Genomic DNA, 24,516 nt, shown 5'->3' on the forward strand with positions numbered 1-24,516 from the left:
TCGCGGACAGCCACAACGGCCCCTCCAACGTCGCGATCATGGTCAGGTCGGTGACCCACAACCGGTTCGGTCCGTTCGCGGTGAAGTTGCGTTGCACCAGGTCAGGGGCCAGATCGGCGTCTGGGTCCCGGCGGGTGAAACCCTTGCCCCGGCGGGGGCTGATCCCGGCGAGGCCGGCCTGGCGCATGAGCCGTTCGACACGTTTGCGGCCGACGTGGACGCCCTCACGCCTGAGGACGGCGTGCACGCGGGGTGAGCCGTAGATCCCGCCGGAATCGGCGTGGACCTGCCGGATCATGCCCGTCAGGTCGGCGTCCTGGCGGTGCCGCCGCACGGCTCCTTCTCGGCCCGGCGCCAGCGGTAGTAGGTGGATGAGGGGATGGAAAGTTCCCGAAGTACGGGCTCGACCCCCAGGTGCGGGTGCGCGTCGAGGAGCGCGGTCACCTGGGCCGGGTCGGGTCGAGCTGGGCCGCGAAAAAAGCCGAGGCCGTCCGCAGGACCTCGTTCGCCCGGCGCAGTTCCCGCACTTCGCGCCGCAGCTGAGCCAGCTCGTTCTTCTCCTCGGTGGTGAGCATGTCGTTCCGTTCGCCGGCGTCGGCCTCGGCCTGGCGGATCCAGTTGCGCAGGGCCTCGTGGTGCACACCGAGTTCCTCGGCCATGCGGCGAATCACGGGCTTCGGCTCGGCGGTCCGATACATCCGGACCGCACGCTCACGCAACTCCAGCGGGTACTTCCTCGGTGCAGGCATCGTCTGGGCTCCTCTCGTGAAACCCATCTGACCCTCTGTCACCTCTTCCCGCATCTCGGGGGGAACCTCAGAGCTGGTGCGGCTGTGTCTCGTGGCGCCGTGGTTAAGGCGACTGGCTCAACGCTCGGATTCCGGGTTGATCGTCGGCGGGCAGTCTGCTTCCCCGGTGATTGCAGACGGTGGGCGCTGCGTCTCGGTACGGTGGCGCGGTGCGGATGGATGGTGAGTACGCCGCGTGCCGGTTCGTCGTCGTGGGACTGGAACTCGCGCGCGAAGCAGGCAAGTTCGACGTGCTCGGTGTCGCGGCGCTCGCGTTGCTGGGTGCGGAGTGGACGCCTCAATGGCGTGTGCACGCACGCGTGGGGCCTGTGCAGGAGCCGGTCTCCTCAGCGGCAGACCCCTCCGCGGTGGTGTGGGTGGAGTCGGCTGCGGACGCGCTTGCGGCGGTTGAGCGGAAGCTGACGGCTGGTCCGCATGTGGTAGTGGCGCGTCTCGGTCAGGTCGAGGCGGGGATCTTCCGTATGCATCGGGCCTCCTGTCCGCGCTTGGCGTCCCAGGTCATTTGGGATGCCTTGCGTCTCGCGCAGATCGCCTGTCCCTCGGTTGCCGAACCCTCGGAGTCCGCGCTGGCGTCGGCTCTCGGTGTGGAGCTCCCGCACCGGCAGGCGCCGCTCACTCAGGCGGTCTGGGCGACTGCCGAGATCTGCCGGCGGGCGGTGGCGCAGGGGGTGGCTGCCGGCCGGTGGTCCTCGTTACGCCAGATTGGCGATCTTGTGGGGAAGCAGCAGCCTCCGGTCGAGGCCGAGTTCCTCCCTGCACATCCCGTGCAGGAGGCCTTGTTCGACGGGCTGTGACCGTGCACCGGGGCGGGCGGGCATTGGCGGTCGCTCGTCTTCAGCGGAGCGTTGCGAACGCTCGGCTCTGGCTGAATTTCCGTCATTCCCGGGTGGCCGTGGGGGTTGCGTCGATAGGGTCCCCGGGTGCTCTCAGGTACCAGTTCTGCACTCCTGTCCCAGCCGCGTTTCCGGCTCCTCGCGGCGGCCCGCTTCGTGTCGGTTCTCGGGTCCAGTTTCGGTCCGATCGCGCTGAGTTTCGGGATCCTGGCGCTGCCCGGCGCCTCACCGGGGGACCTGTCGCTGGTCCTGGCCTGTCAGGCACTGCCCCAGCTGGCGTTCGTGCTGTGGGGCGGTGTCCTCGGGGATCGTGTCCGCAGCCGCTTCCGGCTCGTGTGCGTGACCGAGACGGCAGCCGCGGCTATCTGGGCGGCCTTGGCACTGCTGTTCGCGCACGGCGGCCCGGTGGTGTGGATCGCGGTCCTCGCGGCGCTCGGCGGGGTGAGCCGGGGTCTGTTCTCTCCGGCGCTTGAGGGCGTGGTCGTGGACGTGATTGAGGACCAGGGTCAGCGGCAGCAGGCCAACGCGCTGATCAAGGTGTCGGTCAACACGGCCAGGTTGATGGGCATGATGCTCGCCGGCGTCGTCGTCAGCATGGCCGGTCCTGCCGTCGCGCTCGCGGTGGACGCGGTTTCGTTCGGCGCCTGTGCGGTCCTGTTCGGTGTCCTGGGCCGGTCCACCCCGGACCGGCCGGTGCGCTACAAGACGTCGGCGGTGCACGATCTGCGCGAGGGCTGGCACGAGTTCGTGCGCCATGAGTGGCTGTGGGTGACCACCGGCCAGCTCACCATCGTGCTCGCGGTGGTCAACTCGGTGGCGGGCCTGTTGGGCCCGATGCTCGCCAAGGCCTATCTGGGCGGGGCGTGGGCGTGGTCGCTGGTCATGGTGGCCCAGGTCGCGGGGCAGGTCGCGGGTGCGGGGTGGGCGGCGAAGCTGCGCCCGGCCCGCCCGATGCTGGTGGCGACGCTGTGCACGGCCGGTGCCGCTCTGCCGGCGCTGCTGCTGTCGCTTCGGGCTCCGCTGCCGGTGGTGCTGGTGGGCGCGGCCGCGTACGGGGTGATGTGGGACGTGACGATGGTGATGTGGCGGACCTGCCTGCAGCGCGAGGTCCCCGACGACGCGATCTCCCGCGTGTCTTCGATCGATCTGCTGGGCTGCCTGGCGGTGCCGTCGGTGGCGCTCGCCGCGGTGGGGCCGCTCGCCACGGCGTTCGGGCCGGGCCGGGTGGCGTTCGCCAGCGCGGTGTTCGTCCTGGCGGCCGCGGGCTGCGCGCTGATGTCCCGGGACATCCGCACTCTGCCCGGTGATCCGCGACCGCAGGCGGAGACGGCGCCGGTCACCGCGGGAGCCGCCTGATCACCCCGGTGGACAGGGCGTCGGGATGGTGCCGGCCTGGGCGGTGAGGACGGCGAGGGTGTGGCCGGGGCTGACCGGCAGGACGGAGTGGGCGAGCCAGCCGGGGGCGAGCACGGTGAGGCCTGGCTGGGCCGTGAGGGTGACGGCCCTGCCCCAGGGGAGTCCGGGCACGCTGGCGGCGTCGCAGCCCGCGCGCGGGTCGTGCAGGCACAGGGCGCCGGACCGTTCGTGCGGTGACCGGCCGTCGGCGGCCAGGTAGCACCAGGCGGTCCAGGCGCCGTGTCCGTAGGCGAGGGGAGTGCGGTGGCCGGCACCCCAGATCTGCACGGACACCCGCACCTCACCGCTGGCGTCGTGCGGGAGCGCGGCCTGCCCCAGGGCGGTGAACACCGTCCGGGCCTGTTCGACGTCGAGGAGGTCGTCGGCGTTGATCTCCCGGACACCGCAGTCGGTACGGTGCACCTCGTCGCTCAGCAGACGGTGGTCGAGGACGGGCTGGATCGTGCCGAGCCAGACCGCTGTGGCCCAGAGGTTGTCGGCCGTGGCCTGCCCGGCGGGGACGGGCAGCGCGTGCGCGGTGGTCATGGCCGCTCCACGGTGACGTTGAAGGCGATGCACAGCCGTGGGGTTTCGGCGGTGTGGGGGGCGACGGCGTGGCGCAGCCAGGAGGGGAAGGCGATCAGCAGGCCCGGGTGCGGGTGGACCTGGAGGGGCGCGGCAGCGTCGGGCCGTGTGGTGGCGAGACGGGCGGGGCGGGGGTCGAAGAGTTCCAGGGCCCCGCTCGCACGGTTGCCGGTCTGAAGGTAGTAGACGCCGGAGACGGCACTGTCGTGATGGGCGTGCGCCTCGTGGAAACCGCCGTGCCCGTAGTGGACGGCCCAGCCCGACAGGCGCAGGGGGGTGTCGGGTCCGGCGTCGGTGACGGCGAGCGCCGCGTCCCTGATCCAGCCGTTGAGCGCGGCGATGGCCGGAAGGTCCCAGGTCAGGATGGAGGGTGCGGACTTTCGGGCGTTGTGCACGCCGAGCGAGAGTGACGGATCGGTCTGCTCGTACTCCAGGATCTGCTGGGCGAGGGCGGTGGTGTCCGCCCCGGTGGGCGTGGTCTTCCGGTAGATCCGGGTGGGCCACAGCTGCTGGGGCGCGCCGCGTACGCGCCAGGTGGCCGACGGCGCCGCGAGCGTGGTCATGAGGGTGCTCCGGTGAGGGTGTAGACGGAGATGTGCTGGGTGGAGGTGACGGCGAGGGGGGCGTGGTGCCAGTCGGCGTACCGGTCGGTGAGGGTGAGTCCGGCGGCCTTGGCCAGGAGGTCGAGTTCGGAAAGGTGGACGTAGCGCAGGATCACCGGGAGAAGCCGGGTGCCGCTCGTATCGAAGCGGATCTCCTGGAACCTGATGATCTGCGCGATCGGGTCGTGGGTGTGGCCCGACAGGGCCAGGTGGGTGTCGGCCAGTTCGCGGATGGCGAGTTGCTGCCGGCCGGCGAGGAGTCCGGGGGCGCGGGGCACGGTTGCCTCGATGACGAACCGTCCGCCGGGCGCGAGTGTCTGCGCGACGCGCGCGAGGCACGCAGCCTGCCGGTCCTGGGTCAAGAGGAAAAAGAAGCTGGAGAACGCCACGTAGATGAGAGGGAACTGCGCTCCGCCCGTGTCGAATTCGGCCATGTCACCGAGGTGTGTCTCGACGGGCCGGTCACCACGGTGGCGGTGCAGCTCTTCGAGCATGTCGGGGGAGATGTCGACGCCGACGACTTTCACGCCGCGGTCCGCCAGGGCGAGGGCGATGCGGCCGGTGCCCACGGCGAGTTCCAGCGCCGTACCGCCGCCGGAGAGCGACGCGAGGAAGTCGGCGGCCGGGGCCGGGTCGCGGTCCTTGTGTTCGGCGTTGTAGTGGGGCGCCCACTGGTCCCACAGTTGCTGTTGCTGACGTGCACGGATGTCGGTCACGCGGTCTCCCGGGAAGTGGTCTCCGTCGGTGCAGGGCGTGTGGCCCGGGCCGGGGTCACCCGGCCCGGGCCACACCTGCCGGTGGTGGTCAGCCGTCGGTCTTCGGGGCGAGCGCGGGGTCGAGGAACGTCTTGCGGGCGTGGATCGTCCCGCCGACCTTCTCGGTGCCGACGAGCTCGTCGACCTTGCCGTCTGCGCCGGCGATCCCGCCGCGGGTCAGGGTGACGGTCACCTCGGCCGACAGGGCCATGTCCTCCTGGACGGCGCCCTCGTGCATCGCGGCGGCGCTGACTAGGCCCTTGTTCACCAGGTCCATGACGTGCTCGACGTCGCCGGGGTCGAGTTCGATGCCCGAGATGTTCGCCCGTTCCTCGGGGGTGGTGTAGCGGGTCACCGCCTGTTCCTGCGGTCCGTCCATGCCTCGCTCCCTCTGCTCGGTAGGGGTGGATGCGGTGACAGTAGGACCGGAGCCGGACCGCAGCCCAGTCACAGTTCGCCACTGGATTAGCGCATTTGGGGATGTTTGCCGGGCGGACGTGCAATTGCGTCTGGGGCGGTAGGACTCCACCCGCGGGTCGCGGCGGGTGATGCTCGGTGTGTGCCCGGTCCGCTCGCAGCCGGGACATCCGGAGGCGTGTTCATGCTCGCGACCCGTACCGTGCACCAGCCGCTGCTGCCGGACGACAGCGCGGTGACGCAGCTGCTCAGGGCCTTCTACGGCACCGGGCGCGCCGGCGGTCTCGACCGTCTCGCGGGCGGTGGCGGGCCGCTCGGCTTCGACGTGACGACGGCTCTGCAGGTCCAGGTCCTGGTCAGCCTCTACGGGTGCGACGGTGTCGTGGAGAGCGGCTGCCACCTCGGTGACAGTACGGAGTACTTCGCCCGCGCCTACCCTCACCTGCCCGTGCGCGCCTGCGACATCGACCCGGCCCGCTCCGCGTTCGCCGGCGACCGGCTGGCGGGTTTCCCCCATGCGCAGGTCCGGCACGGCGACTCAGCCGAGCTGCTGCCCGGTCTGCTCGCGGGGATGCGGCGCCCGCTGGTGTTCCTGGACGCCCACTGGGGGCCCGGCTGGCCGCTCTCGGCCGAGCTGACCGCGCTACGGACTGCGGTGGGTGTCATCGACGACTTCGAGATCGGGCACCCGCGGTTCGGATACGACACCTATGACGGGCAGGTCTGCGGGCCGCAGCTGGTCGCCGACACGTTGCCCGGCCTGGAGCGGATGTTCGTGGGCCACGTGGAGGCCGACTATCCGCTGCCGTGTCTGCAGACCGACCGGCGCAGCGGCACCGGATTCCTCCTCCTCGGTCTCGACGACAGCCCCCTGGCCGGGCATCCCTGGTTCGCCGAAGTCCCGCTGCGTCCTCGCCCGCTGCTGCCGTCCTGGGCGACTGGGCGGCAGGAGCGGTGAGCGGCGCGGTGGTGCTCAGCAGCAGCGTGCGCGAGGCCGCGGCGGCCGACACGTGCGCCCGTGCATGGCCGGTGGCGCGCCGCCTGGGCGTGACCCGCGTGGCGGAGACCACAGGGCTGGACAGGATCGGCATCCCGGTGTTCAGCGCGGTACGCCCGCAGGCCGCCATCGTGGTCGTGACCGCCGGCAAGGGCCGCCACCGGCAGGAGGCGCAGGCCGGCGCGATGATGGAGGCCGTCGAGCAGGCCGTTGCCGAACTCTGCAGCCCGTCCACTCCCCTGCGCTGGGCTTCCCCGCGGGCCATCGCCGCCGAGAACGGCGTGAGACTCGGCGCCTGGTGCCCCCGGCCGGACCGGGTCGTCGACGTCGACGAGCCGCTCGCGTGGATCACCGTGACGTCCGCCGACGGGGAAGTGGAATTCACCGCCCCCGCCGAACTCGTCCTCACGCCCTGCCCGCCCGGGGCGACCAGCGGCCTGTTCGGTTCCACGACCACCGGCCTCGCCTCGGGCAACACCCGTACCGAGCGGTCCTGCATGGTCTGTGCGAGGTCCTCGAACGCGATCTCACCTCGCTGATGAGCGTTGGTGACATCACCTGTCTCATCGCTCCGGACACCCTGCCGCCCGGTCCCGCCCACCTGTATGAGCAGATCCGCCGCGCGGGCCTCGGCGTGTGGCTGCGCTGGCTGCCCGCTTACGGCGGCCACTACATGGCCTGCCTGATCGACGATCCCGACCGCGCGCACCCGCTGTACTGCAACGGCGGCTTCGGTTTCCACCCGGTACCGGAGATCGCCGCCGTGCGGGCCCTGTCGGAGGCCGCGCAGTCCCGCCTCACCTACATTCAGGGCGCCCGCCACGACCTCACCGACAGCTACGCCGTCTACACGGCGATGAGCGCCGGCCAGCGGGCCGCCTGCCGGGCCCAGCTGCTCGCCCGCTACAGCAGCCCCCAGCCTGCCGGCCCGTTTCCCCACAGTGGATCCGCGCACGGTGACCGGACGCCGCAAACGCTCCTGGAGGACCTGCTCGCCGCGACCGAGGCCGCGGGTCTCGGGCCGGTCGGCGTGCACGACTTCGCGCCGCTCGCGGCGCCCTTCCACGTGGTGCGTGTCGTGGTCGCCCACGCCGAGCACCTCACCCCTCTCACCCGCCGTTTCGGCCGCCGCCTCGTCGAACACGTCCGGAGCAGCCGGTGAACAGCCCGCCCGGCGCCGCCCGGGTCCACCTGTTCGTCGGGCCCACCGCGCACGGCCTGCCCGCCGTGCTGGTGCACCAAGACGGCATACAACTGCGGCCGCCGGCCCGGCGCGGGCACGTCCAGGAGCTCGTCGACGGTGAACCGGCCGGCCACATCGTCCTGGTCGACGGCCGTTACGACGATGTGCCCGCCGTCGGGCACCGCGAACTCCTCGACGCCCTGGCAGCCGGATGGAGGGTGACGGGCCTCGGTTCGATCGGCGCCCTGCGCGCTGCCGAACTCCACGGCCACGGCATGACCGGCTACGGCCAGGTCTTCACGCATCTGCTGACCAGCCAGGCGCCAGACGACGAAGTCGCGCTCCTGCACGGCCCTGCCCCCGGCTACCGGCCGATCACCGAGGCACTGGTCGACCTGCGCGCCTTCGCCGCACACCTCACCCACGCCGGCGTCCTCAACCGGGACCAGGCCGCCGCCGCCATCGGCCTTCTGGCGGGCCGGTGGTTCGGCGACCGGTCCCAGCCCGCCTTCCTCGACGCCGTCCGTACGACCGCCGACGACGCGGCGGCCGCGGCGGTGCGCACCCACCTGTCCCGCCTGCCGGGTCTGCGCGTGAAGGCGCAGGACCTGCGCGACTACCTCATGGAGCGCCCAGGGACACAGTCACCGACACCGCCCCGTTCGTGCCCGGCCACTGCGGCGGCTGGCCCTTCCTCGACGACGAGCACGCCCCGCAGCGCCTGCTGACGGCCGTGGCCTGTGTCCGGCTCGCCCGACGCGACGGCCCGCACCCCGCTCCCCGGCCCGACGCCCTCGCTGCCGTCCTCACCCCCGGTGAGGCGCTGCGGATCCGTGCCCTCGACCTTCCCCGCCCCCTGCCCGCCGGCACCCTCGCCCCCCACCAGCGGGCCGCGGTCTCGGCCGCGGTGGACCTCATCGCCCGCCTCATACCGGCGTGGGCTCCCCTCCTGCGGTCGCTGCCCCTCACCTATCTCCCCATGCCGGCCGGCCGCAGCAGTATCAGTGCCTCCTGCTTCGCCTGGCCCCAGCACATCCTGCTCTCCGGCGCCGCCTTCACCGATCCGGCGATCCTCGCGGAACAGGCCCTCCACGAGACCTGCCACCAGTGGCTCTACCTGTGCGAGGAACTCGCCCCGCTGCAGCAGCCCGGCTGCACCCAGCGGGTCACACTGCCCTCGGGCACCAGCGGCCGAAGCCCCGCCGAGCTCCTCGGCGCCGCCCACGTCACCCGCGGTCTCGCCCGCCTGTGGCCGCTCCTCGACGTCCCCGGCCCCGTCCGCGACCGACGCCTTGCCCACCTCACCGCCTACACCCGCGGCTGCCTCGACCTCGTCGCCGCCAACCGCCCCTTCTTGACGGCCGACGGACACGCCCTCGCCGACCGGATCCTGGAGGCCACCTCGTGACTCTCTCCACCACACCGACCGCACCCCCGAGCGGCACGTTCTGGCCCACCCCGCTGTACACCCGCACCATCAAGGAGGGACCGGCCGTCAACGAGGCCCTGCGCACGCTCATCCTCGACCACACCCAAACCTCACCGACCTCCCAGGTCGGCGTGAAGAACGCCGACAAGACCCCCTCCGACGTGCTGCGCTGGCAGCACCCCGCCATCGGCCGGCTCCGCGGCTGGATCACCGGCGCCGCCCGCGCGCTCAACGACCACGTGGGCGCCGGCCGGACACCGTCCGGCCAGGAAACGGAGATGATCGCCGAGGCGTGGGCCGTGGTCTACCGGCCCGACGGCCTCCACCAGCTGCACAGCCACCACGACGCCGCCTGGTCGGGCGTCTACTACGTCGCCACCGGACACATGGAACAGGGAACCGGACTGCTGCAGTTCGTCGACCCGCGGCCCGCCGCAGCCGCCCGGGAGTCCGGCCGCACGCCCCTGCACACGATCGTCCCGGAGCCCGGACTGCTGGTCGCCTTCCCCGCGTGGCTGCGGCACTGGGTCACCCCCTACCAGGGCGACGCGGAGCGCGTCGTCATCGCCTTCAACGTCGGCTTCCGCCGCAGCTGAACACATCCCCGCGAGGAAGGAGAATCCGTGTCCGTCACCGCCTTGTGGCCGACGCCCGTCCACACCGGCCTGCTCAGCGAAGACGATCTCACTCGCCTCACCCCCGATCCCGCGCTGCTCGCCGGTCTCCTGCCCGAGCACCACCGAGCCCGAGACCTGGCTTGGTCCTCGCGCATCGAGACGTGGGACGAAGGTTTCCACGCGGCGCTGCGGCATGGCACGGGCGAGTGGTTCGCCCTGGTCGTGCTCGGTGCGCGCGTACGCGAGCGCTCCGGCTCCGAGGCGTCGGGGGCGTTGGTCCTCCACGACCCGCGGGCCGGCGCCGCCAACGTGGCCCTGCCCGGTCTGCCGTGGGGCCGGCCGATCACCGTGCCCACCATCACCGGCACCCTCGTGCTCGTGCCGGGCTGGCTGGCCTGGCAGATCGCACCCGTCCACGCCGACGAGCAGCGGACCGTGCTGACCGCCAACACACCATAAGACCCGCTCGCCAGCCCCATGTCCGGCTATGCGACCAGTTCGGCAGACCGCCCGGCTGCCGCGCGCCACAGGGCATCGAAGCGGGCCGCGCTCTGGCCGTCGCGGCCCGGGACGAGGCGGGGGCTCACGCCCCCGCTCTCCGTGGCCGTCATCGTGAGAGCACCGTCACCGAGAACCGCCAGGGAAAACGCACCCGCCGAAGCCGCCTCAGCTGCCCAGGACGAGGGCAGCACCCGGATTTCCGTCCCCGGGCCCTCGCTCCCGCACAGCTGTGCCGCCTGCTCACGCATCACCTCGTCACCGCCGACACCGTTCGTCAGGGCGCTCTGACCGAGCAGGACGCGAACGGAGACATCACCACGCTGGGCAAACCGCTGCTGGCGCAGGGCCAGCAGCCACAGGCGCCGCTCTCTCTCCGCCGTCGCCACCGGCGCCAGCAGTGCGTGTGCGTAGCGGGAGGTCCTCAGCACCGCCGGGATCACGGTCGGCGCATACACCGCTCTCAGCCCCACAGGCTCCACGTCCAGGTAGTCCCGGTAGGCGGCGTCGGTGACATCGCTGAAGGAGTGGTAGAAGCTGCGGCCCTGGGCCCGAGCAACCCACTCCAGCACCTGGCCGCGCAGGCAGCCGGAAGCTTCATAGTGTTCGATCAGCCGCTGAATGTCCGCCGGGGCTGCCCGGTGGCGGCCGCATTCGATCCGCGACAGCTTCGACACGCTCAGATAGGTTGCGCTCGCCACCATTTGGAGCGTCAGACGACGCGCCGCGCGAAGCCGGTACAGCTGGTCGCCGAGCAGAAGACGCGCGATCGTCGCGCTCAGCCGGGTGTCACAGACCAAGGACAAGGAGACCCCTCCGTACGCTCGGCGGCCGCCATCCAACGGCCCTGTGCGGCAGGCCGGCGTGCGGCCGTCCGGACCGCTCTCGGTGGATGTGGAGGTGGTGCTGTCAAGCACCCGATGTCTGTACGCCGGCCGCGGCCGGCGTACGCAAGGCCGCCGCCGGTGTGGACACACTCATCGGCTGCTCCTCTTCAGACGGGTGGTCGTGGACCGCGGCCAAAACAGCTCACGTCTGGACAGCCGTGCCAGGTCAGATTGCGGGGATGGAAGGGCGACGGCAGGGGCCGCACGGCAACGCGGAGCTTTCGGAATTCGTCGACCTGCGCCGTCCGGCGCCCGGAGACGGACCAGGCGCCGGACGGCACGTTCCTCAGGTAACCGGAGCCGACCTGCAGGGGGGAGGCGCACAAAGGGGGCCAACAAATCGCAGGCGGTGTAAGGGTGTTCCGCACCGGCCTGCCCGTCCTACGCTCGTGCCCATTCCACGGCTGCGGGGGGCCGTGGTCCCCGACACGATGGGGGGGCTCAGTGCCAGGCACACCACGACGGTCCCAGGGCCGCAACACGGAGCTGGAGCGCCTCATCCAGGCGTCCGGCGCCAGTCACAAGTCGCTCGCCCACCGGGTCAACCAGATCGCCCGCGAGTCCGGACAGGAAACGAAATACGGTCACACAAGTGTCTCCAATTGGGTGAACCTCGGAATGATCCCGAGATCCCCCGTTCCCCGGTATCTGGCCGCTGCGCTGGGAGAACGCCTCGGACGGCCGGTCTCAGTCGAGGAACTCGGCATGTATGAGCGTCAACGCGGCAAAGGTGACCTGGGGTTGGATTTCCCCCGCAATCCCTCCGACGCGATCAGCGTCGCCGCGACCTTCTGGAGAACCGTGGACCGCCGACACTTCCTCAGCAACGGCTTCGCCGTCTCCGCTTTCACCACCCCCGTCACCCGGTGGCTCACCCAGCCCGCGGACGCGGCCACCGCCCACCAAGGCGGCCGGCGCGTCGGCCGCAGCGACCTGACCGAGCTGTGGCAGGCCGCCGACGAGGCCCGCCTGTGGGACTCCAAGTTCGGCGGGGGCAACTGGAAGTCCAGCTCCGTCACCGAATGCCTCCGCCTGCGCGCCGCTCCCCTGCTCTCGGGCACCTACACGGAGTCCATCGGCAAAGAACTGTTCGCCGCCACCTGCGAACTCTCGCGCGTCGCGGGCTGGGCGGCCTTCGACGCCGGCCGCCACGAAGAGGCGCAGCGCCATTTCGTCCAGGCACTGCGCCTCGCACGGGCCGCCGGTGACGTGCAGGCCGGAGCCTACGTGCTGACCACGATGTCCCTGCAGACCATGCTCCGCGGCTTCCCGCGCGAAGCCGCCGACATGGCCGAGGGCGCCTACGAACGGGCCAAGCACTCTGCCGCGCCGCGGGTCCTGGCGTTCGCCAAGCTGGCCGAGGCCCGCGCGTACGGCCGCGCGGGCGACCCGAAGGCCGCCGGCGCCGCACTCACGCACTCCGAGGACCTGCTCGGCTCGATCCGCCCCGACAGCGCCCGTGATCCCGAATGGCTGTCGTATCTCACGCACGCCCGGCTCGCAGCAGACGCCACCGAGATCTACCGCGACCTCGGTCAGCCGCAGGCCGCGATCACCTGGAACGAACAGGCCGACGCCATGCCACCCGGCCGCTTCACCCGCGCCGTCGGCATCCGCCTGTCCATCCTGGCCAGCACCCATCTCCAGGACGGAGACCTCGAACAGAGCCTCCACGTCGGCTCCCGCGCCCTCGAAGTCCTGCGCACAGTGTCCTCGGCCAGAGCCCACGGCTACCTCCACAGCCTCACCGCAGACCTGAAACCCTGGAAGAAGGACAACGAGCACGTGTCCGAGTTCATCAGCAGGACCCGGACCGAGCTGGCAGCCGCCTGACCGGCTCCCCTTCTCCGGCCCGCCTCCCGGCTCCCCCTGGCAGGAATGCGGCTGCTCAGGGCGCCGTGAGGTGCAGTCTGGGCTGCAGGTTTTCGCGGCGCGTGGCCAAGTGCGCGCTCGTGACCTGTTGACTGCGAGCCTGTCTCACGCCATGGCCGCACCGATCAGTCTCAGAGCTGTGGCCGGTCTGAGACTCAGAGGGCCGCCGGGACGGCGCCGTCACCCCTGCGGGCGACGGCGCCAGGAGCACCGAACAGGTATCGTCGGACCCGAGGCCGACCGGCCACCCGAGTTGCCACGGTTCGTGAGATCCGGCCACGGGACCTGAGATCCCGCGTTGGACCTCTCAGGGCTGTCGCGGAGGTACCCCATGGCCAGAACCATATGGTCAGGAGCGATCAGTTTCGGTCTGGTCACGGTACCTGTCCATGTCCAGTCCGCGACCGACGACCACTCGATCCGCTTCCATCAGTACTATCTGGAAGACCTGGGCCGGGTCCGTACCCGGAAGGTGTGCGAGCTGGAGAACCGCGTGGTGGCGAACGCGGAGATCGGCAAGGGCTACGAGTACTCCAAGGACCGGCTCATCCCCATCTCCGACCAGGAGCTGCGCGACCTGCCCCTGCCGACGGCGAAGGCCATCGAGATCGACGCGTTCGTGCCCGAGTCGGACATCGACCCCATTCAGATCGCGGAGGGCTACTACCTCGCACCCGACGGGCAGGTCGCGGCGAAGCCGTACAAACTGCTGCGCCAGGCGTTGGAGCGCTCGGAGAAGGTGGCCATCGCCAAGTACGCCTGGTCCGGCCGCGAGCGGCTGGGCATGCTCCGGGTGCGGGAGAACGCGATCGTCCTGCACGCGCTGCGCTGGCCGGACGAGATCCGTGACCCGGCCGGGCTGGTCCCGCCGCCGGTGGAGGTCTCCGAGGAGGAGATCGAGCGGGCACTGGCACTGATGGAGACGATGAGCCGCGACGATCTCGACGACCCCGAGTTCCGCGACGAGTACACCGAGGCCATCGGCAAGCTCATCGAGGCGAAGCGGGAGAACCGCGAGCCACCCGATGTGCCGGCGCCGGAGAAAGCCGCCGAGGTCCTCGATCTGATGGCCGCTCTGAACGAATCCGTGCAGCGGGCCAAGGCCTCGCGCGGCGAGGACGCCGACGTGCACGAGATGCCGCGGGCCAAGAAGGCCGCCGCGAAGAAGACCACCCGGTCGCGGAGCTCGTGAGGAGCGGCCGGTGCGGGCCTACGGGCGGAGGCTGACGTAGCGCACGGTCGAGCCCCACTTCTTCATGACGGGGGCAGCGCACCACTGACAGAGAGGGAACCCACCTCGACCATACTTGTGCGCTTTGCGCTGACACGCTGCGCAAGGCCCGACCAGGTCGCCGGGGCAGACCAAGGCGGAGGGGTCGGGCTCTGTGACCGGCGGGGTGTCGGAGGTGCTCATCTGATGTGTCCGTTCTGGGTGACCGGCATGAGGTCACCCAGAACACAGCCTAGCGACCGCGGCACGGACGTTCGGTTAGCGCCCGTCCCGTGCAGGCCTCACTCTAAGGGCATGGCTTCCGCACAGCCCGTCGTGGTCTACCCGCCCGCCGTGGACGGCGGCCGGCGGGTCCGCGTGGCCGACCAGTTCCTCGGGATGGCGTACGGCCTGCTGGACATCGCCGAGTTCCTTCGCCGGGCGGGGCTCGAGGACGCCGACACCGAGTACGTCGCCACCTCCGGCCTGATCGAGTGGCGCGGTGGCGGACCGGACGTGTGGCACTGAAGCGCAACCCGGGAAGAGCCTGCCCCGCCCGAACAGGTGATTGCCTGCTCTTTACGCCAGTACCCGGTCGATGGTGGACCGGCTGAGTCCGGTCAGCTCGTGCGCTCGGATTTTGCTGACCTTGGCTGGGCGCCCCACGACCAGCACACCGGAAGTCCGGCACACCAGCCCTTTGACCTGCTACTTCAAGTTGGCAGTGGCTCAGGGCGGCACCTCTCACGCCCGCGACATGAGCGGTGGCGATTGGCGGACTGCCGCCGTTCGTGTCCACCGGTTCAAGGAGCGCGCCTCGGCGTGCAGGCGCACCGGGAAGGGGCGACAGCGCGAGCCGCTCCGGCGATACGTACGCTCGGGCGCCGGCATCTGCAGCGAGGCGGTGCCTTCGAAGCCAGCCGGGTATGTCAGTGGTCGCTGTCAGGATGACAGTATGACGATCATGGGTGTGGCGCGTCACGGCGTCGACGAGCAGCGGATCGATGACGCCCTCCAGCGAGGGGTGCGCCTGGCGGTCGGGCACTGGTCCGACATACGGCACAGCTGGCGGCCGCTGCGCGAGGGGCTGCGGGAGATGCGCGGCGACCTGCTCGACCTTGCCGCCGCCCATACCCTGGAGGATCCCGCCCTCGGCGCTCCGCAGTCGCGCAGGGTCCTGCTCACCGCGGCGGAGTGCGCCCTGGGAGAGCTGGCGCTGGGCTGCTTCCCCGGCGGCGACTGGGACGTTCCTCTTCCCCTCGTCGGCGAGACGCTCACCAGCGAGGAGGTGCGCTACGAAGAGGACCGGGAGCCGGCCTCGCTGTCCACCACCGCCCAGACCTGGGTCGAGGCCTTCGCCTTGTGCGTGATCAGCGGCTTCGTGTGGCAGCGCAGCCGGGTGATCGGTCCGCTGCTCCGCGAGGACTACGCGCCGGCCGTCCGTGACGGAGTGCCGTACTCGAAGCGGGAATCGGTGTCGGCCCCGGCCGACCTCGCCGAGCTGGACGCCCTGTGCGGATACCTGACGGTCGTACGCGGCCCGGTCCCCGGCGCCGTCCCCGGCCCCGTACCGCTGGAAAATCCCGGCCCCGCTGCGCATCCTGCTCGACGACGACCAGCCCGCCTTCGAACGAGCCCTGACTGCCCGGCTCCTGGAGCACCGCGAGAGCGTCGGCGCCGACCCGGCCCCGCGCACCCTGCTCCCGGTGAGGACCATCGCGGTATCCGCGCTCGCTTCCCTGGCGCACGGATGGAAACTGAGCGTCCAGTCCCCTTACCTGCCCGACTCGCTGCTGCACACTCCGCAGCACTGACGTGCGTGCCTGCCAGAAGCGGTTACGTGCCAGCTTGGCCTGACATGCACTGCCTGTCAGCTTTAGTCCGGCCATCATGACCGCCGCTGACACGCCGCCTGCGGACGCGGGGAGCCGGATCCGCCGCACACCCCTTCACGGAGACGGCCCCGGCCTGAGGTTCCCCCGCTGCGCGGGACTCCATCACCTCCCTGCCGATGTTCACCGGCTACTGGAGGACCGGTGGCGCCCGCCGGGCGGCCCGGTACGAGAGGACGTCGTCCTGCGGACCGCTCCTCATGTACCTCACGTCAATCATCCGCGTAGGCGGCGCCGACCCCCGCCCGCATCCGCCGGCACCGGCAAAGCGCTGCCCGACTCGGCGCGGGCCCTCGCCGCCAAGCAGCAGCACGCCCTGGCCCGCTGCCGAAGTCCCGCGTACGGCCGCGCCCCACTGCTGGAGCGGGCGGCGGAGCCGAAGCGCACGGCGATGCTGACCGCGGTGATGCGGCACCTGGAGGCGAAGGCGATCGACGAGGCCCTGGACCTGTTCCATGGCCTCATGGCCACCCGGCTGCTGAACACGGCGAAGCGGAAGACGGAGAAGGAGCGGCTGTTCACGCTGCCGCAGATGGAGAAGGCTTCGCGCACACTCGCGCGGGCGGCGGGCGGCGGCGAAGGTGCTGTTCGAGGAGGCCGGCGCTGTCCCATAGGCGTCCCGCGTCCCCGGGCCTCCTGTGCCCTGTTCTCCCGGAACTGCCAGAGGGGGACAACAGGAGCGGTGTACCGCGCATGGTCAGGAGGGTCAGCTCGTGACCAGCCACCGCAGCGGATCGTTGTAGTAGCCCTGCCACAGCTCGACTGCGGCGGGCTTCTCGCCTGCTGGGATCAGGAAGACCTGACAGACCTTCTCCGACTGCCCGGCGCTCAGCTTCTTCTCAGTGTCGAACAGCGGGCAGTCGGGCCACGTCGCCCGGCCCATGATCACGATGAGGGCCCTGGTGCGGTTGATCATCAGGTCCGTGGTCATGTCGCCGATTCTCATGGCCTTACCGCCCTTGTGGCTGAGGGTGGCCCGCACGTAGACCGGGATGGTGGGCTGATCAGTCGCATCCTGCTCCAGGCCGGAGTTGTCCATGTCGGCCTCGGTGCCAGTCTGTACCTGCGTCACGGCGACCGTGTACCGGGCACCCTTGGACGCCGACGCAACGCTTTCCTGCACCGGGCTTGCCTCACCCAGGCGGAGGGTCGTCCTGCTGGTCGACGCACCACCCGACGGCTGGGCATCAGAACTCCCCGAACCCACGCCGGTGCAACCGGCCAGTCCCGTCACCAGGACCAATGCGCCCGCCAGGGCATAGCTCGTCCGCATTCTTCTCACTCCCCGTTGGTCATTCCCGTCGCCGTGCTGAGCAATGTGGCCCCAGCCGGATGCTGTAGGCACATGATCTTGCCAGACCGGCGCTGTCCGACCGGGTGCCGGTTGGGAGCAGGCAGCGGCCAGAGCCCGGTCCCGTTCCGGCCGCGCTCACCGGGCGCCGTCCGGCTTGCCGACGGTCAGGCAGGGCGCGCGGCAGGTGTCGCGGGTGCCGGTCGAGTGGTTGAGGAAGTTCCGTCGGGAGCGGTCCAGCCCTCGCGGTCGGCCCACTCGTGTGCGGCGGCGAAGCAGTCCCCGGCCCGCCCCGGGTGCGCTCCGGCCCGCCAGGGCGCAGGGGCGTGGTCGCGGCCGTGGGTGAGGACCAGGTCGGCGAAGGCCGGATGGGTGAAGGAGCGGTCGAGGGCCAGGGCGCGCAGCTGCTCCAGCGCGGTGCGCAGGCGTCCGGCCGCCGTGGCGGGCCCGGCGGCCGCGCCGTGCGGGGTGTTCATGCGGCGCCCTGCTCGTGGTCGTTGAGGGAGGCGGCCTCGGCGGTGCATACCGCCACGACGGGCCCGGTGAGCCGTCCGGCCCGCCAGGACTCGGCGAGCCCGGCATCGAGGAGGTCGGCGCGGGTGGCCAGCAGCCGCATCTCCCCTGCCAGGCAGCCCGCCGCGGCGGCGTCCGGGGTGACCACGGACAGCGTCCCCGCGCGGTCGGCGATCAGCACGGAGCGCTCCCCCAGCGTGGTGAGCGCGCGGAGGTGATCCGGGGTCACACGGACGGGCGGCCAGCCCGCCGGAATCTCGCCCGCCATCTTCTTCCCCCTACTCGTCGTCGCCGGTGGTGGACGGTGCCTGCCAGGTCAGCGTCTGAAGCGGCGGCCGCAGTCCGGCGGGCCGGGTCGGCGGCCGCGCCGTGGCGGACGCCGCGTCGCTGAAGAGGGCCTCCGGCGCCGTGGTGACGGAAGGTGTCCGGTCCGTCGCCCCGTCGCGGGCGAGCCGGCCGACCAGTTCCGCGGCGGTGATGCCGCGCCGGGCGGCCTCGGCCTCCAGCAGGCCGCGCGCCGTGGCGAGCGGGTCCGGGGCCGCCTGCCCCTCGGGCGTCCGCCCGGTCATCGGACGCCCGTGCGGGTGAGGGCGTGCAGGCGGGCGAAGTCGTCGTCGGTCAACGGGCCGCCGTCCGGACGGCATAGGCGATTTCGGTGCGGACGGCGCGCGCCGTCACCTCGAACAGCGCCGCCTGGGCCGCGCCGGTCGGCGCCTGCGGCATGTCCCCTGCTCCCTCAGGAGTGTTCACGCGGCACCGTCCCCGAGCTTGAGGGCGTCATAGGCGGCGCGGGCGTAGTCGCGCGGGGTCGCCGCCGCGCCGTGCACGGCCGCCATCGCGGCGAGCAGCCGGGTGTAGCGCGGGTCCGCGGCGACCGCGTCGGACTCCTCCAGCAGCTCGAACTTGCGGGGGTCGCCGAGGCTGCGGACGTTGATGCGGGCGGTGCGGCCCACGAGAGCGCCGTCCAGGTGCAGGTCGTGCTCGATGACGCACGCGGCGCGGCCGTCGGGCCCGATGACGCCGACGCGCAGCCGGCGGTCCCGGCCGGCCATGTACCGGTCGAGGTCGCGGTACAACTGCCTCTCCTGCACCGTACGGCCCGTGCCCGGCGGGACATTCCCCGTCATCCTCTCCCCCTACGCTTCCAAGCCGTCCCGGCGAAGTCGTCGCGGGCGCCGGTAGCCGGCGCCCGCCTGTTGTCGTATCCCGGACGGTTTCGGATTCCGGGTAAGGAGAGCGTATCCAGGATCAGGCGCCGCCCGCCCGGACACGGCACCGTCTTGCCCGACGGCCGGTGTCCCGTCTCGTGGGACGGTGTCGATGTCTCAGACCCGTGGCTACTGGGGCGCACGACACGCCCCGGTAGTCCAGCGGCTGGTCGCGTGCGAGCCGCGGCGTTCGATAACGACGGTCGACGGCTCGGTGCGTGGGTGATCTGGCGCAGGGGTGGAATCCTCGGACCCGGACGACTCATACCGAACCAACGACGAATCGCTTGTGCCGGCGGCCAGCACAAAGGCCTTGGCCAGGGATTCCTTCGCCGTCGCGGCCTTCTTCCTCGGGGGAGATCCGATACGGCGGTGGCCGAGACCCAACTGCCGGCCACCGCCGCGATGGGCAGGACTGCTACATGTCCAGCAGGTAGTCGAACTCGCCTGCTTTGGCGCCGAGCAGAAACGCCCTGGCCTCTCCTGGAGTGAAGACGTGCGGCGCCCTGTCTGGGTTCTTTGAGTCACCCACCAGGAGGTAGCCGTCCTTCGTGCCGATCCGGACGCAGCTCAAGCGGCTGCCGCGTGCTCCAGCAGCGCGTCGAGCTGCGCAGCCGTCCCCTCGGGGTCGGTCGTGTGATGGATGGTGCGGATGCCGAGAGCTTCGGCCGGCGCCAGGTTCTCGGCGTGGTCGTCGACGAACACGCATTCCGGCCCCGTCAGGTCGAGAGCGTCCAGCGCCCGCTGGTAGATGAACGCCGACGGCTTCCGCACGCCTTCCCGCTCGGACAGGATCACCGCGTCGAACGCGTCCTCCCACATCCCCAACGCCTCGTACGGGTTGTAGGGCTCCAGGCCAAAGCTGTTCGAGAGCATGGCCACCTTGATCCCGGCGGCTCGGGCGCGGTCCGCGGCCGCCACGATGGCCGGCTCGGGCCGAAGGTTGGCCAGCGCCCGACGCATCAGGTCGGTGGGGTCGATGCCGAGGATGCCGCCGATCACCCGGTTCCATTCCTCCTGGGTGGCCTGGCCGACTTCGAGCTTCGAGTACACGGCCACGCCCTCGGGGTTCTCGTTGAGAGCGTGGAAGTAGGCGCCCGGCTCAAGACCCTCGGACCGTTCGAAGGCCTGTCCGTTCAGCCGCATACGGGTGGTGAGGACTCCGCCGAAGTCGAGGATCAGGCCGCAGTAGGAGGAGGACAAGAGAGACTCCTTGCGAGACGCGCGTCGTAAGGGCGGCCCCGGCGTTTTCGGCCGAGGACCTTTGAGTGCCCTCCCACGGGGGGAGAGACATCCAGTATCCCCCCTCTGGACGGCCAACCGGCCTACGCTGGTTCCGAGTGCCCTACCCCTGCGGAGAACAGGTCAAATCATGTTAAACGCACGCGAGTTGTTCACGATCGGACAACGGGTCAAGTACTTCCGTGAGCGGCGCGGCATCTCTCAAAAGGGTCTCGGGGAGTTGATCGGCCGCTCGGAGAACTGGGTCTACAAGGTAGAGCACGAGCAGATCCCGATCGACAAGCTCTCGCTGCTCTTCGACCTGACCAGGGTCCTGCGCTGCACCCTTGAAGACCTCACGGGCGGCTTCCTCTCCGGCGTTGGCGCGGGCCTGGATACGGAGCACGAGCACGTCCCGGAGATCCGTAGCGCCCTGTCCCTGCCCTCGTCGATGCTCCCCACCGCTGTCGGCTCGGTGACCGTCGAGGACTTCAAGAAGGACGTCGACGAGGCGTGGAAGGTGTACGAGACGCAGTCCAAGGGCCGCTATCAGGACGTGGGCGCCCGCCTGCCCCTGCTGCTCCGTCAGGGACATGCAGCCCTGCGTGACGCCACCGGCCCTGACGAGCAGGTGGCGCTGCGCCAACTCGTCAGCCTGTACGGGCTTCACCAGATCTGGCTTCGCCGTGTGGGAGAGCCCACCCTAGCCCGCATCGCAGCCGACCGGGGATTGTCACTCGCCGACAACGCCGGCGACCCGGCCCTCATCGCGGCCGCCGCCTGGAACCTGTCCTGTGTCCTGACCTCCGCCGGTGAGGTTCACGACAGCGTCGAGCTGGCGCGGGCGACGATCGCCAACTGCGCCCCGAACGACGACTCGCCGACGGAGCACTGGTCAGCGATCGGAGCCCTACACCTGCAGGCAGCCGTCGCCGCAGTGCGCGCTGCGAAGGGCCCCGTCGCCTGGGACCTCTACCGGGGGGCCAGGTTCGCGGCCGCGCGCGTCGGGTCGGACCGCAACGACTGGCACACCTGCTTCGGGCCCACCAACGTGGCGATGCACGAAGTGCACCTGACGGCCGAGGAGGGTAACGCGAGCGAGGCCCTGCGCTTGGCGGACACGGTGGAGATCAACCCCGAGCTGCCGCTGGAGCGGCGCACGCGGTACTTGATCGAGGTCATGAACTGCAACCGGATCCAGCGTGACGACTACGCCACGGTGCACGTGCTCACCAAGCTGATGGATCAGTCGCCCGAGGAGATCGTCTTCTCTCCGCTGGTCAGGGAGGCAGTGACCGACCTGCTCAAGCGGGAGCGTCCGCTGTTCCGCGACGATCTTCGCGCAGTGGCCAGCCACATGGGCATCGCGGCCTGACCCTGAACTGGCCATTCCGACCCTGAACCCCAGTCAGCCCTGAACCGCATTCAGGGTCGACCCGGGGAAATGGTTCTACGTTCTTGTGCCATGACGAAGGGTCACTCTGCGGAGGGGCCTTCCGGTGCGTCCTTACCTGCTCTGCGGGTAGAGCGCGCGGAAGGCAATCCGCTCCGCCACACCCAGGCCGGCCGAATCTCCGTCCCGCTCCGCCTGATGCGGGGAGCCGATCGAGTCGAAGACCTGGCGCTCGTCCTCACGGCCGAGCAGATGGAAGCCTTCTACGAGGAGATCGGCGCGATCCTCTACCCGCGCCGAGTGGCCGCCCCTGCCCCGGCGGCGGAGGCGGCGTCATGACCGGCCCGCGCCGTACAGCGAGCGACCGCGTTCGGCGTCTCGCGCTTGCTGATGCGGCTGCGGCCCCCGGCTTCCCGACGGCCCCCCTTCTGCACCGCCTGCCACTGCAGCGGACGCGCCGCACGCAGCTCTTCGCCTCCATGACCGAGCCGGAGTTCAGGAGGCCGCGGAGATGAGCACCACTGCATCCCTCGCCGAACAGATCACCGCGTTCCTGGACGGCATTCCCTCCCCCCACTGGCCGGCCGTCCCGGACAGCCTCAACGACTCATGGTGGGGCATTGACGAGCAGCCGCGCATCCCGGCGAACCAGCAGATCCGCCTCGGGCGCCTTTCCCGCTCGACCCTCGACATAGCCATCACCCGGCCCGGAGCGCCCTTCAAGGTGGTGGTCTACGCCAACGCGCCGGGCGGAGACCCGTCCCGCTCCCTCTCGGCCGCAGAGGCATACGCGCTCGACTGCGGGTGGCATGTCGTAGGCCGCTTCGTCGACGTCACCACGGACACGCAGCCGTGGGAGCGGCAGGAATGGCCGAAGGTGCTCCGCAAGCTGCGCGGCGGCTTCGCCCAAGGCGTGGTCACAGACGACCGGTCCGCGGTGTCCGTCACCGATGAACCGTACGAACAGACCCTGCGCTGGCTCTTCGACCACTTCAGCTTCGTCGCGCACGCCCGGCCACGCCCCGCCGCACCGGCGGTAGCTCGATGACCTCTCCCCCACCCCCGAAGGAACTGATCCCATGCCGCCTACCGCAACTGTGGAAGAGCCCCTCGCGCTGCGCGAACCCGGCCAGGGCTGGCGCCGGCCGTCCTGGACGGACAACCGGGAGGCCCTGGAACGCATCGTGGAACTGCTCCGCGCGGGTCTGCCCATCGACAAGGCCTACGACGACGTCGCCACGGTCATCGGAGACGGCACCACCGCGACCGAGGAAGAGATCACCGTCCTCGTCGCACGGTTCCGAGGCACCCCTGAGTTCCCGGGGCACCTCAACGTCCTGATCGACGCTGTCGAGAGGCAGCAGTCCGGCGAAGACCCGCACACACGAGAACGGCTCATCTTCCGAGCCCGGCGGGTCAGGGCGGAGACGGCGGCCGGAGCTTCGCTCGGACACCTGCGCCGCCTGGCTTCCGCTGCCGAGGACCTGCTGGAACTCCTGCTGCCTGACGACGAGGCGGAGGCAACCCCGTGTCCCCCCCTGACACCGATGACGGAGCCGGACATCACCGTCATGCCGCCGGCCGAGGCCTATGACTTTGACTACTTCCACGGACGAATCGACGCCCACCTCCTGTCGCGCAGCATCGCCATCCGGGTGTTCCGCATGCCGCTGCTCGCCGTTCCGGTGGGCGGGAGCAGGCGCGGCGGCTGGTTCGGTGTTGACGACCTTGCCATCGCGCTGGCCGTCCGTGACGTCTTGGCGCCCTTGGGCGGGTTCCCCGACCTGCGCATCACCTGGCAGAGCGAGCCGCGCAGTTCGTACGTCGTCGAGTGGGGCGACCGCCCTCCGGCCACCTGGCCCGACGAGAACGTACGCCTGGCCTTCTACGGCCTCATGCGGCCCGGCCCCGGCCAGCCTCGCACTCCCTCTTCGGCTGTCTCCAGCTGTTCCCCCACGGCTCCGTAGAGCGCCGAGGGCCCCAACCGTCCTGCACGCCCGGAAGGAAGAAGACCTCCATGTGTCGGCACGACCCCCCCTGCCCCGCCGTGGAAGCGGCCGATCGTGAGGCGGCCGCCGTCGTCTCTCACTGCGCCGAACAGGGATGGGCCCTGCTGTGCAATGGGGTCTTGCTCTTCGACGACACGGGCGAGCTGCTTCCCAGCGGCAAGGTTGTTCCCCCGCTCCGCACCGTCCCCGCGAGCGTGGCGTCGTGAGCGGGGCCGGACCGCGCCAGTTCCACTGGCGGGGGATGCGGGTGCCGTTCATCGCGCCGTGGACCGGCGAGAAGCAGACCCCCGTCCCGCTCGTGCGGCGCCCCAGCCTGCTCGGCGGCGGAATCGGGTACGAGGGCGAGCACCCCCGGCTGGATCGGCGTAACGGCATCCTCTGGGTGCGCATGCCGGCGGTACGCGGCGCCGGCTACCCGCGTCTCGCTAAGGTGCACGCGCTGCGGCAGCGGCAGGCCATGGCGCACATGCTGTGCCAGGTGTGCGGTCGCTCCACGTTCGGTCGCGAGGACGGTACGCATCTGTTCCTCATTGCCGAGCGGAGCGGAGTGCCGATCGCGGAAGGCGAGAAGACAGCCGTACCGCCCATCCACGAGCCGTGTGCGGCCGAATCGCTCCAAAACTGCCCGCACCTGCGCGATGGGGCCGTGGCCGCATGGGTGAAGAACCCGCTGCCGTGGGGCGTGGCCGGCATCGAGTACGCCCCCCTCACGCTCGCTCCAATCCCCCCAGCCCGCGAGGGCCAAGAGCTGACCTTCGTGCCCTATGAGTCTCCGCGTGTGCACTGGACCATCGCCGCGCGCGACGTCGTCTCCCTGCACGACTGCACCCCCGTCGACGTCAGGCACCTGATGGCCCTGGCCGTATAGACCCGTCCGGCGGTTCGGTGCCCCCTCGCCTG

General features: G+C 70.9%; 33 protein-coding genes and 1 pseudogene. 20 read left to right on the plus strand and 14 right to left on the minus strand.

Annotation, left to right across the window (positions count from 1 at the left end; genetic code table 11):
• Together ACIP67_RS37110 and ACIP67_RS37115 are read right to left on the minus strand one after the other, a co-directional pair.
• Nucleotides 1-334: IS3 family transposase (locus ACIP67_RS37110; RefSeq protein WP_401697870.1), on the minus strand; the 334-nt coding region annotated here is incomplete at its 3' end.
• Between the two features lie 106 nt (nt 335-440).
• Nucleotides 441-749 (minus strand): transposase, encoded by a 309-nt coding sequence (locus ACIP67_RS37115; protein WP_401697872.1) that lies wholly within the window; start codon nt 747-749, stop codon nt 441-443.
• Nucleotides 750-958: 209 nt separating this feature from the next.
• On the opposite strand from ACIP67_RS37115, the gene ACIP67_RS37120 reads away from it, so the two are divergent.
• Together ACIP67_RS37120 and ACIP67_RS37125 are read left to right on the plus strand one after the other, a co-directional pair.
• Complete coding sequence (locus ACIP67_RS37120; protein ID WP_401697874.1) at nt 959-1,603, plus strand: hypothetical protein; 645 nt, start codon at nt 959-961, stop codon at nt 1,601-1,603.
• Nucleotides 1,604-1,729: 126 nt separating this feature from the next.
• Nucleotides 1,730-2,998 carry an MFS transporter gene (locus tag ACIP67_RS37125; RefSeq protein WP_401697876.1) on the plus strand — a complete coding sequence of 423 codons (1,269 nt, stop codon included), beginning with the start codon at nt 1,730-1,732 and terminating at the stop codon, nt 2,996-2,998.
• On the opposite strand, the gene ACIP67_RS37130 is transcribed toward ACIP67_RS37125, so the two are convergent.
• The 4 genes from ACIP67_RS37130 to ACIP67_RS37145 form a co-directional block, all read right to left on the minus strand.
• Complete coding sequence (locus ACIP67_RS37130) at nt 2,999-3,583, minus strand: hypothetical protein (protein ID WP_401697878.1); 585 nt, start codon at nt 3,581-3,583, stop codon at nt 2,999-3,001.
• Nucleotides 3,580-4,185, minus strand: coding sequence for a TIGR02466 family protein (locus ACIP67_RS37135; RefSeq protein ID WP_401697879.1), 606 nt, complete (start codon nt 4,183-4,185; stop codon nt 3,580-3,582). Before ACIP67_RS37135 ends, ACIP67_RS37130 begins: the two co-directional genes overlap by 4 nt.
• The gene (locus tag ACIP67_RS37140) at nt 4,182-4,940 is read right to left on the minus strand and encodes a class I SAM-dependent DNA methyltransferase (RefSeq protein WP_401697880.1); all 759 of its coding nucleotides are present in this window, start codon (nt 4,938-4,940) and stop codon (nt 4,182-4,184) included. Before ACIP67_RS37140 ends, ACIP67_RS37135 begins: the two co-directional genes overlap by 4 nt.
• A gap of 88 nt (nt 4,941-5,028) precedes the next feature.
• The gene (locus tag ACIP67_RS37145) at nt 5,029-5,358 is read right to left on the minus strand and encodes a hypothetical protein (protein ID WP_401697882.1); all 330 of its coding nucleotides are present in this window, start codon (nt 5,356-5,358) and stop codon (nt 5,029-5,031) included.
• Between the two features lie 222 nt (nt 5,359-5,580).
• Between ACIP67_RS37145 and ACIP67_RS37150 the strand changes: the two genes are divergently transcribed.
• Genes ACIP67_RS37150 through ACIP67_RS37180 form a run of 7 tightly spaced genes read left to right on the plus strand, consistent with a single transcriptional unit; the run spans nt 5,581 to nt 10,081 of the window.
• Nucleotides 5,581-6,354: a hypothetical protein gene (locus ACIP67_RS37150; RefSeq protein ID WP_401697884.1), complete on the plus strand. Its 774-nt coding sequence runs from the start codon at nt 5,581-5,583 to the stop codon at nt 6,352-6,354.
• Nucleotides 6,351-6,932 carry a YcaO-like family protein gene (locus tag ACIP67_RS37155; RefSeq protein WP_401697885.1) on the plus strand — a complete coding sequence of 194 codons (582 nt, stop codon included), beginning with the start codon at nt 6,351-6,353 and terminating at the stop codon, nt 6,930-6,932. Before ACIP67_RS37150 ends, ACIP67_RS37155 begins: the two co-directional genes overlap by 4 nt.
• On the plus strand, nt 6,932-7,555 hold the full coding sequence (locus tag ACIP67_RS37160) for a YcaO-like family protein (protein WP_401697887.1): 624 nt from the start codon (nt 6,932-6,934) through the stop codon (nt 7,553-7,555). The genes ACIP67_RS37155 and ACIP67_RS37160 overlap by 1 nt, the downstream gene beginning before the upstream one ends.
• Nucleotides 7,552-8,304 (plus strand): TfuA-like protein, encoded by a 753-nt coding sequence (locus ACIP67_RS37165; protein WP_401697889.1) that lies wholly within the window; start codon nt 7,552-7,554, stop codon nt 8,302-8,304. Before ACIP67_RS37160 ends, ACIP67_RS37165 begins: the two co-directional genes overlap by 4 nt.
• Nucleotides 8,241-8,984, plus strand: a complete 744-nt coding sequence (locus tag ACIP67_RS37170; RefSeq protein ID WP_401697891.1) for an aKG-HExxH-type peptide beta-hydroxylase — start codon at nt 8,241-8,243, stop codon at nt 8,982-8,984. Before ACIP67_RS37165 ends, ACIP67_RS37170 begins: the two co-directional genes overlap by 64 nt.
• Nucleotides 8,981-9,601 carry a TIGR02466 family protein gene (locus ACIP67_RS37175; protein ID WP_401697892.1) on the plus strand — a complete coding sequence of 207 codons (621 nt, stop codon included), beginning with the start codon at nt 8,981-8,983 and terminating at the stop codon, nt 9,599-9,601. Before ACIP67_RS37170 ends, ACIP67_RS37175 begins: the two co-directional genes overlap by 4 nt.
• Nucleotides 9,602-9,628: 27 nt before the next feature.
• Nucleotides 9,629-10,081 (plus strand): hypothetical protein, encoded by a 453-nt coding sequence (locus tag ACIP67_RS37180; protein WP_401697893.1) that lies wholly within the window; start codon nt 9,629-9,631, stop codon nt 10,079-10,081.
• A 26-nt stretch (nt 10,082-10,107) separates the two neighbouring features.
• On the opposite strand, the gene ACIP67_RS37185 is transcribed toward ACIP67_RS37180, so the two are convergent.
• Entirely contained in the window at nt 10,108-10,926 is an 819-nt protein-coding gene (locus tag ACIP67_RS37185; protein WP_401697895.1) for a Scr1 family TA system antitoxin-like transcriptional regulator, read from the minus strand.
• Between the two features lie 786 nt (nt 10,927-11,712).
• Between ACIP67_RS37185 and ACIP67_RS37190 the strand changes: the two genes are divergently transcribed.
• The 5 genes and pseudogenes from ACIP67_RS37190 to ACIP67_RS37210 all read left to right on the plus strand — a co-directional run.
• On the plus strand, nt 11,713-12,840 hold the full coding sequence (locus ACIP67_RS37190) for a sporulation protein (protein ID WP_401697896.1): 1,128 nt from the start codon (nt 11,713-11,715) through the stop codon (nt 12,838-12,840).
• A 370-nt stretch (nt 12,841-13,210) separates the two neighbouring features.
• Nucleotides 13,211-14,071: a Ku protein gene (locus tag ACIP67_RS37195; RefSeq protein WP_401697898.1), complete on the plus strand. Its 861-nt coding sequence runs from the start codon at nt 13,211-13,213 to the stop codon at nt 14,069-14,071.
• Nucleotides 14,072-14,404: 333 nt separating this feature from the next.
• The gene (locus ACIP67_RS37200; protein WP_401697899.1) at nt 14,405-14,617 is read left to right on the plus strand and encodes a hypothetical protein; all 213 of its coding nucleotides are present in this window, start codon (nt 14,405-14,407) and stop codon (nt 14,615-14,617) included.
• Nucleotides 14,618-15,726: 1,109 nt separating this feature from the next.
• Nucleotides 15,727-15,903, plus strand: a complete 177-nt coding sequence (locus ACIP67_RS37205) for an Imm49 family immunity protein (protein WP_401698030.1) — start codon at nt 15,727-15,729, stop codon at nt 15,901-15,903.
• 424 nt (nt 15,904-16,327) lie between these two features.
• Nucleotides 16,328-16,549 (plus strand): annotated as a pseudogene (locus ACIP67_RS37210) (hypothetical protein); the annotation flags it as partial.
• 138 nt (nt 16,550-16,687) lie between these two features.
• Here ACIP67_RS37210 and ACIP67_RS37215 read toward each other — a convergent pair.
• From ACIP67_RS37215 to ACIP67_RS37245, 7 genes are all read right to left on the minus strand, one after another.
• On the minus strand, nt 16,688-17,254 hold the full coding sequence (locus tag ACIP67_RS37215) for a hypothetical protein (protein WP_401697900.1): 567 nt from the start codon (nt 17,252-17,254) through the stop codon (nt 16,688-16,690).
• 185 nt (nt 17,255-17,439) lie between these two features.
• The gene (locus ACIP67_RS37220; RefSeq protein ID WP_401697902.1) at nt 17,440-17,748 is read right to left on the minus strand and encodes a hypothetical protein; all 309 of its coding nucleotides are present in this window, start codon (nt 17,746-17,748) and stop codon (nt 17,440-17,442) included.
• The gene (locus ACIP67_RS37225; protein ID WP_401697904.1) at nt 17,745-18,053 is read right to left on the minus strand and encodes a hypothetical protein; all 309 of its coding nucleotides are present in this window, start codon (nt 18,051-18,053) and stop codon (nt 17,745-17,747) included. Before ACIP67_RS37225 ends, ACIP67_RS37220 begins: the two co-directional genes overlap by 4 nt.
• 10 nt (nt 18,054-18,063) lie before the next feature.
• Nucleotides 18,064-18,354, minus strand: coding sequence for a hypothetical protein (locus ACIP67_RS37230; RefSeq protein ID WP_401697905.1), 291 nt, complete (start codon nt 18,352-18,354; stop codon nt 18,064-18,066).
• Between the two features lie 177 nt (nt 18,355-18,531).
• The gene (locus ACIP67_RS37235) at nt 18,532-18,912 is read right to left on the minus strand and encodes a DUF6354 family protein (RefSeq protein WP_401697907.1); all 381 of its coding nucleotides are present in this window, start codon (nt 18,910-18,912) and stop codon (nt 18,532-18,534) included.
• Between the two features lie 499 nt (nt 18,913-19,411).
• The gene (locus ACIP67_RS37240) at nt 19,412-19,567 is read right to left on the minus strand and encodes a DUF397 domain-containing protein (RefSeq protein WP_401697909.1); all 156 of its coding nucleotides are present in this window, start codon (nt 19,565-19,567) and stop codon (nt 19,412-19,414) included.
• On the minus strand, nt 19,564-20,196 hold the full coding sequence (locus ACIP67_RS37245; RefSeq protein ID WP_401697911.1) for an HAD-IA family hydrolase: 633 nt from the start codon (nt 20,194-20,196) through the stop codon (nt 19,564-19,566). Before ACIP67_RS37245 ends, ACIP67_RS37240 begins: the two co-directional genes overlap by 4 nt.
• Before the next feature lie 169 nt (nt 20,197-20,365).
• Between ACIP67_RS37245 and ACIP67_RS37250 the strand changes: the two genes are divergently transcribed.
• From ACIP67_RS37250 to ACIP67_RS37275, 6 genes are all read left to right on the plus strand, one after another.
• Nucleotides 20,366-21,589 carry a helix-turn-helix domain-containing protein gene (locus tag ACIP67_RS37250; protein WP_401697913.1) on the plus strand — a complete coding sequence of 408 codons (1,224 nt, stop codon included), beginning with the start codon at nt 20,366-20,368 and terminating at the stop codon, nt 21,587-21,589.
• A gap of 216 nt (nt 21,590-21,805) precedes the next feature.
• On the plus strand, nt 21,806-21,946 hold the full coding sequence (locus ACIP67_RS37255; protein ID WP_401697915.1) for a hypothetical protein: 141 nt from the start codon (nt 21,806-21,808) through the stop codon (nt 21,944-21,946).
• 172 nt (nt 21,947-22,118) lie between these two features.
• The gene (locus ACIP67_RS37260; protein ID WP_401697916.1) at nt 22,119-22,655 is read left to right on the plus strand and encodes a hypothetical protein; all 537 of its coding nucleotides are present in this window, start codon (nt 22,119-22,121) and stop codon (nt 22,653-22,655) included.
• A gap of 31 nt (nt 22,656-22,686) precedes the next feature.
• Nucleotides 22,687-23,574 (plus strand): DUF6302 family protein, encoded by an 888-nt coding sequence (locus ACIP67_RS37265; protein ID WP_401697918.1) that lies wholly within the window; start codon nt 22,687-22,689, stop codon nt 23,572-23,574.
• 50 nt (nt 23,575-23,624) lie between these two features.
• Nucleotides 23,625-23,822, plus strand: a complete 198-nt coding sequence (locus ACIP67_RS37270) for a DUF5999 family protein (RefSeq protein WP_401697919.1) — start codon at nt 23,625-23,627, stop codon at nt 23,820-23,822.
• Between the two features lie 35 nt (nt 23,823-23,857).
• Entirely contained in the window at nt 23,858-24,484 is a 627-nt protein-coding gene (locus ACIP67_RS37275) for a hypothetical protein (protein ID WP_401697920.1), read from the plus strand.
• The last annotated feature ends 32 nt before the right edge of the window (nt 24,485-24,516 follow it).

The sequence above is a fragment of the Streptomyces sp. NPDC088812 genome, assembly GCF_044750285.1.
GTDB lineage: Bacteria > Actinomycetota > Actinomycetes > Streptomycetales > Streptomycetaceae > Streptomyces.

Excerpts from the sequence above, each read along its gene's own strand:
- ACIP67_RS37115 (WP_401697872.1), bottom strand. The coding sequence starts at position 749 with ATGCCTGCACCGAGGAAGTACCCGCTGGAGTTGCGTGAGCGTGCGGTC.
- ACIP67_RS37130 (WP_401697878.1), bottom strand. The coding sequence starts at position 3,583 with ATGACCACCGCGCACGCGCTGCCCGTCCCCGCCGGGCAGGCCACGGCC.
- ACIP67_RS37135 (WP_401697879.1), bottom strand. The coding sequence starts at position 4,185 with ATGACCACGCTCGCGGCGCCGTCGGCCACCTGGCGCGTACGCGGCGCG.
- ACIP67_RS37145 (WP_401697882.1), bottom strand. The coding sequence starts at position 5,358 with ATGGACGGACCGCAGGAACAGGCGGTGACCCGCTACACCACCCCCGAG.
- ACIP67_RS37150 (WP_401697884.1), top strand. The coding sequence starts at position 5,581 with ATGCTCGCGACCCGTACCGTGCACCAGCCGCTGCTGCCGGACGACAGC.
- ACIP67_RS37160 (WP_401697887.1), top strand. The coding sequence starts at position 6,932 with ATGAGCGTTGGTGACATCACCTGTCTCATCGCTCCGGACACCCTGCCG.
- ACIP67_RS37190 (WP_401697896.1), top strand. The coding sequence starts at position 11,713 with ATGTATGAGCGTCAACGCGGCAAAGGTGACCTGGGGTTGGATTTCCCC.
- ACIP67_RS37195 (WP_401697898.1), top strand. The coding sequence starts at position 13,211 with ATGGCCAGAACCATATGGTCAGGAGCGATCAGTTTCGGTCTGGTCACG.
- ACIP67_RS37200 (WP_401697899.1), top strand. The coding sequence starts at position 14,405 with ATGGCTTCCGCACAGCCCGTCGTGGTCTACCCGCCCGCCGTGGACGGC.
- ACIP67_RS37215 (WP_401697900.1), bottom strand. The coding sequence starts at position 17,254 with ATGCGGACGAGCTATGCCCTGGCGGGCGCATTGGTCCTGGTGACGGGA.
- ACIP67_RS37220 (WP_401697902.1), bottom strand. The coding sequence starts at position 17,748 with ATGAACACCCCGCACGGCGCGGCCGCCGGGCCCGCCACGGCGGCCGGA.
- ACIP67_RS37225 (WP_401697904.1), bottom strand. The coding sequence starts at position 18,053 with ATGGCGGGCGAGATTCCGGCGGGCTGGCCGCCCGTCCGTGTGACCCCG.
- ACIP67_RS37230 (WP_401697905.1), bottom strand. The coding sequence starts at position 18,354 with ATGACCGGGCGGACGCCCGAGGGGCAGGCGGCCCCGGACCCGCTCGCC.
- ACIP67_RS37235 (WP_401697907.1), bottom strand. The coding sequence starts at position 18,912 with ATGACGGGGAATGTCCCGCCGGGCACGGGCCGTACGGTGCAGGAGAGG.
- ACIP67_RS37250 (WP_401697913.1), top strand. The coding sequence starts at position 20,366 with ATGTTAAACGCACGCGAGTTGTTCACGATCGGACAACGGGTCAAGTAC.
- ACIP67_RS37255 (WP_401697915.1), top strand. The coding sequence starts at position 21,806 with ATGCGGGGAGCCGATCGAGTCGAAGACCTGGCGCTCGTCCTCACGGCC.
- ACIP67_RS37260 (WP_401697916.1), top strand. The coding sequence starts at position 22,119 with ATGAGCACCACTGCATCCCTCGCCGAACAGATCACCGCGTTCCTGGAC.
- ACIP67_RS37265 (WP_401697918.1), top strand. The coding sequence starts at position 22,687 with ATGCCGCCTACCGCAACTGTGGAAGAGCCCCTCGCGCTGCGCGAACCC.
- ACIP67_RS37270 (WP_401697919.1), top strand. The coding sequence starts at position 23,625 with ATGTGTCGGCACGACCCCCCCTGCCCCGCCGTGGAAGCGGCCGATCGT.
- ACIP67_RS37275 (WP_401697920.1), top strand. The coding sequence starts at position 23,858 with ATGCGGGTGCCGTTCATCGCGCCGTGGACCGGCGAGAAGCAGACCCCC.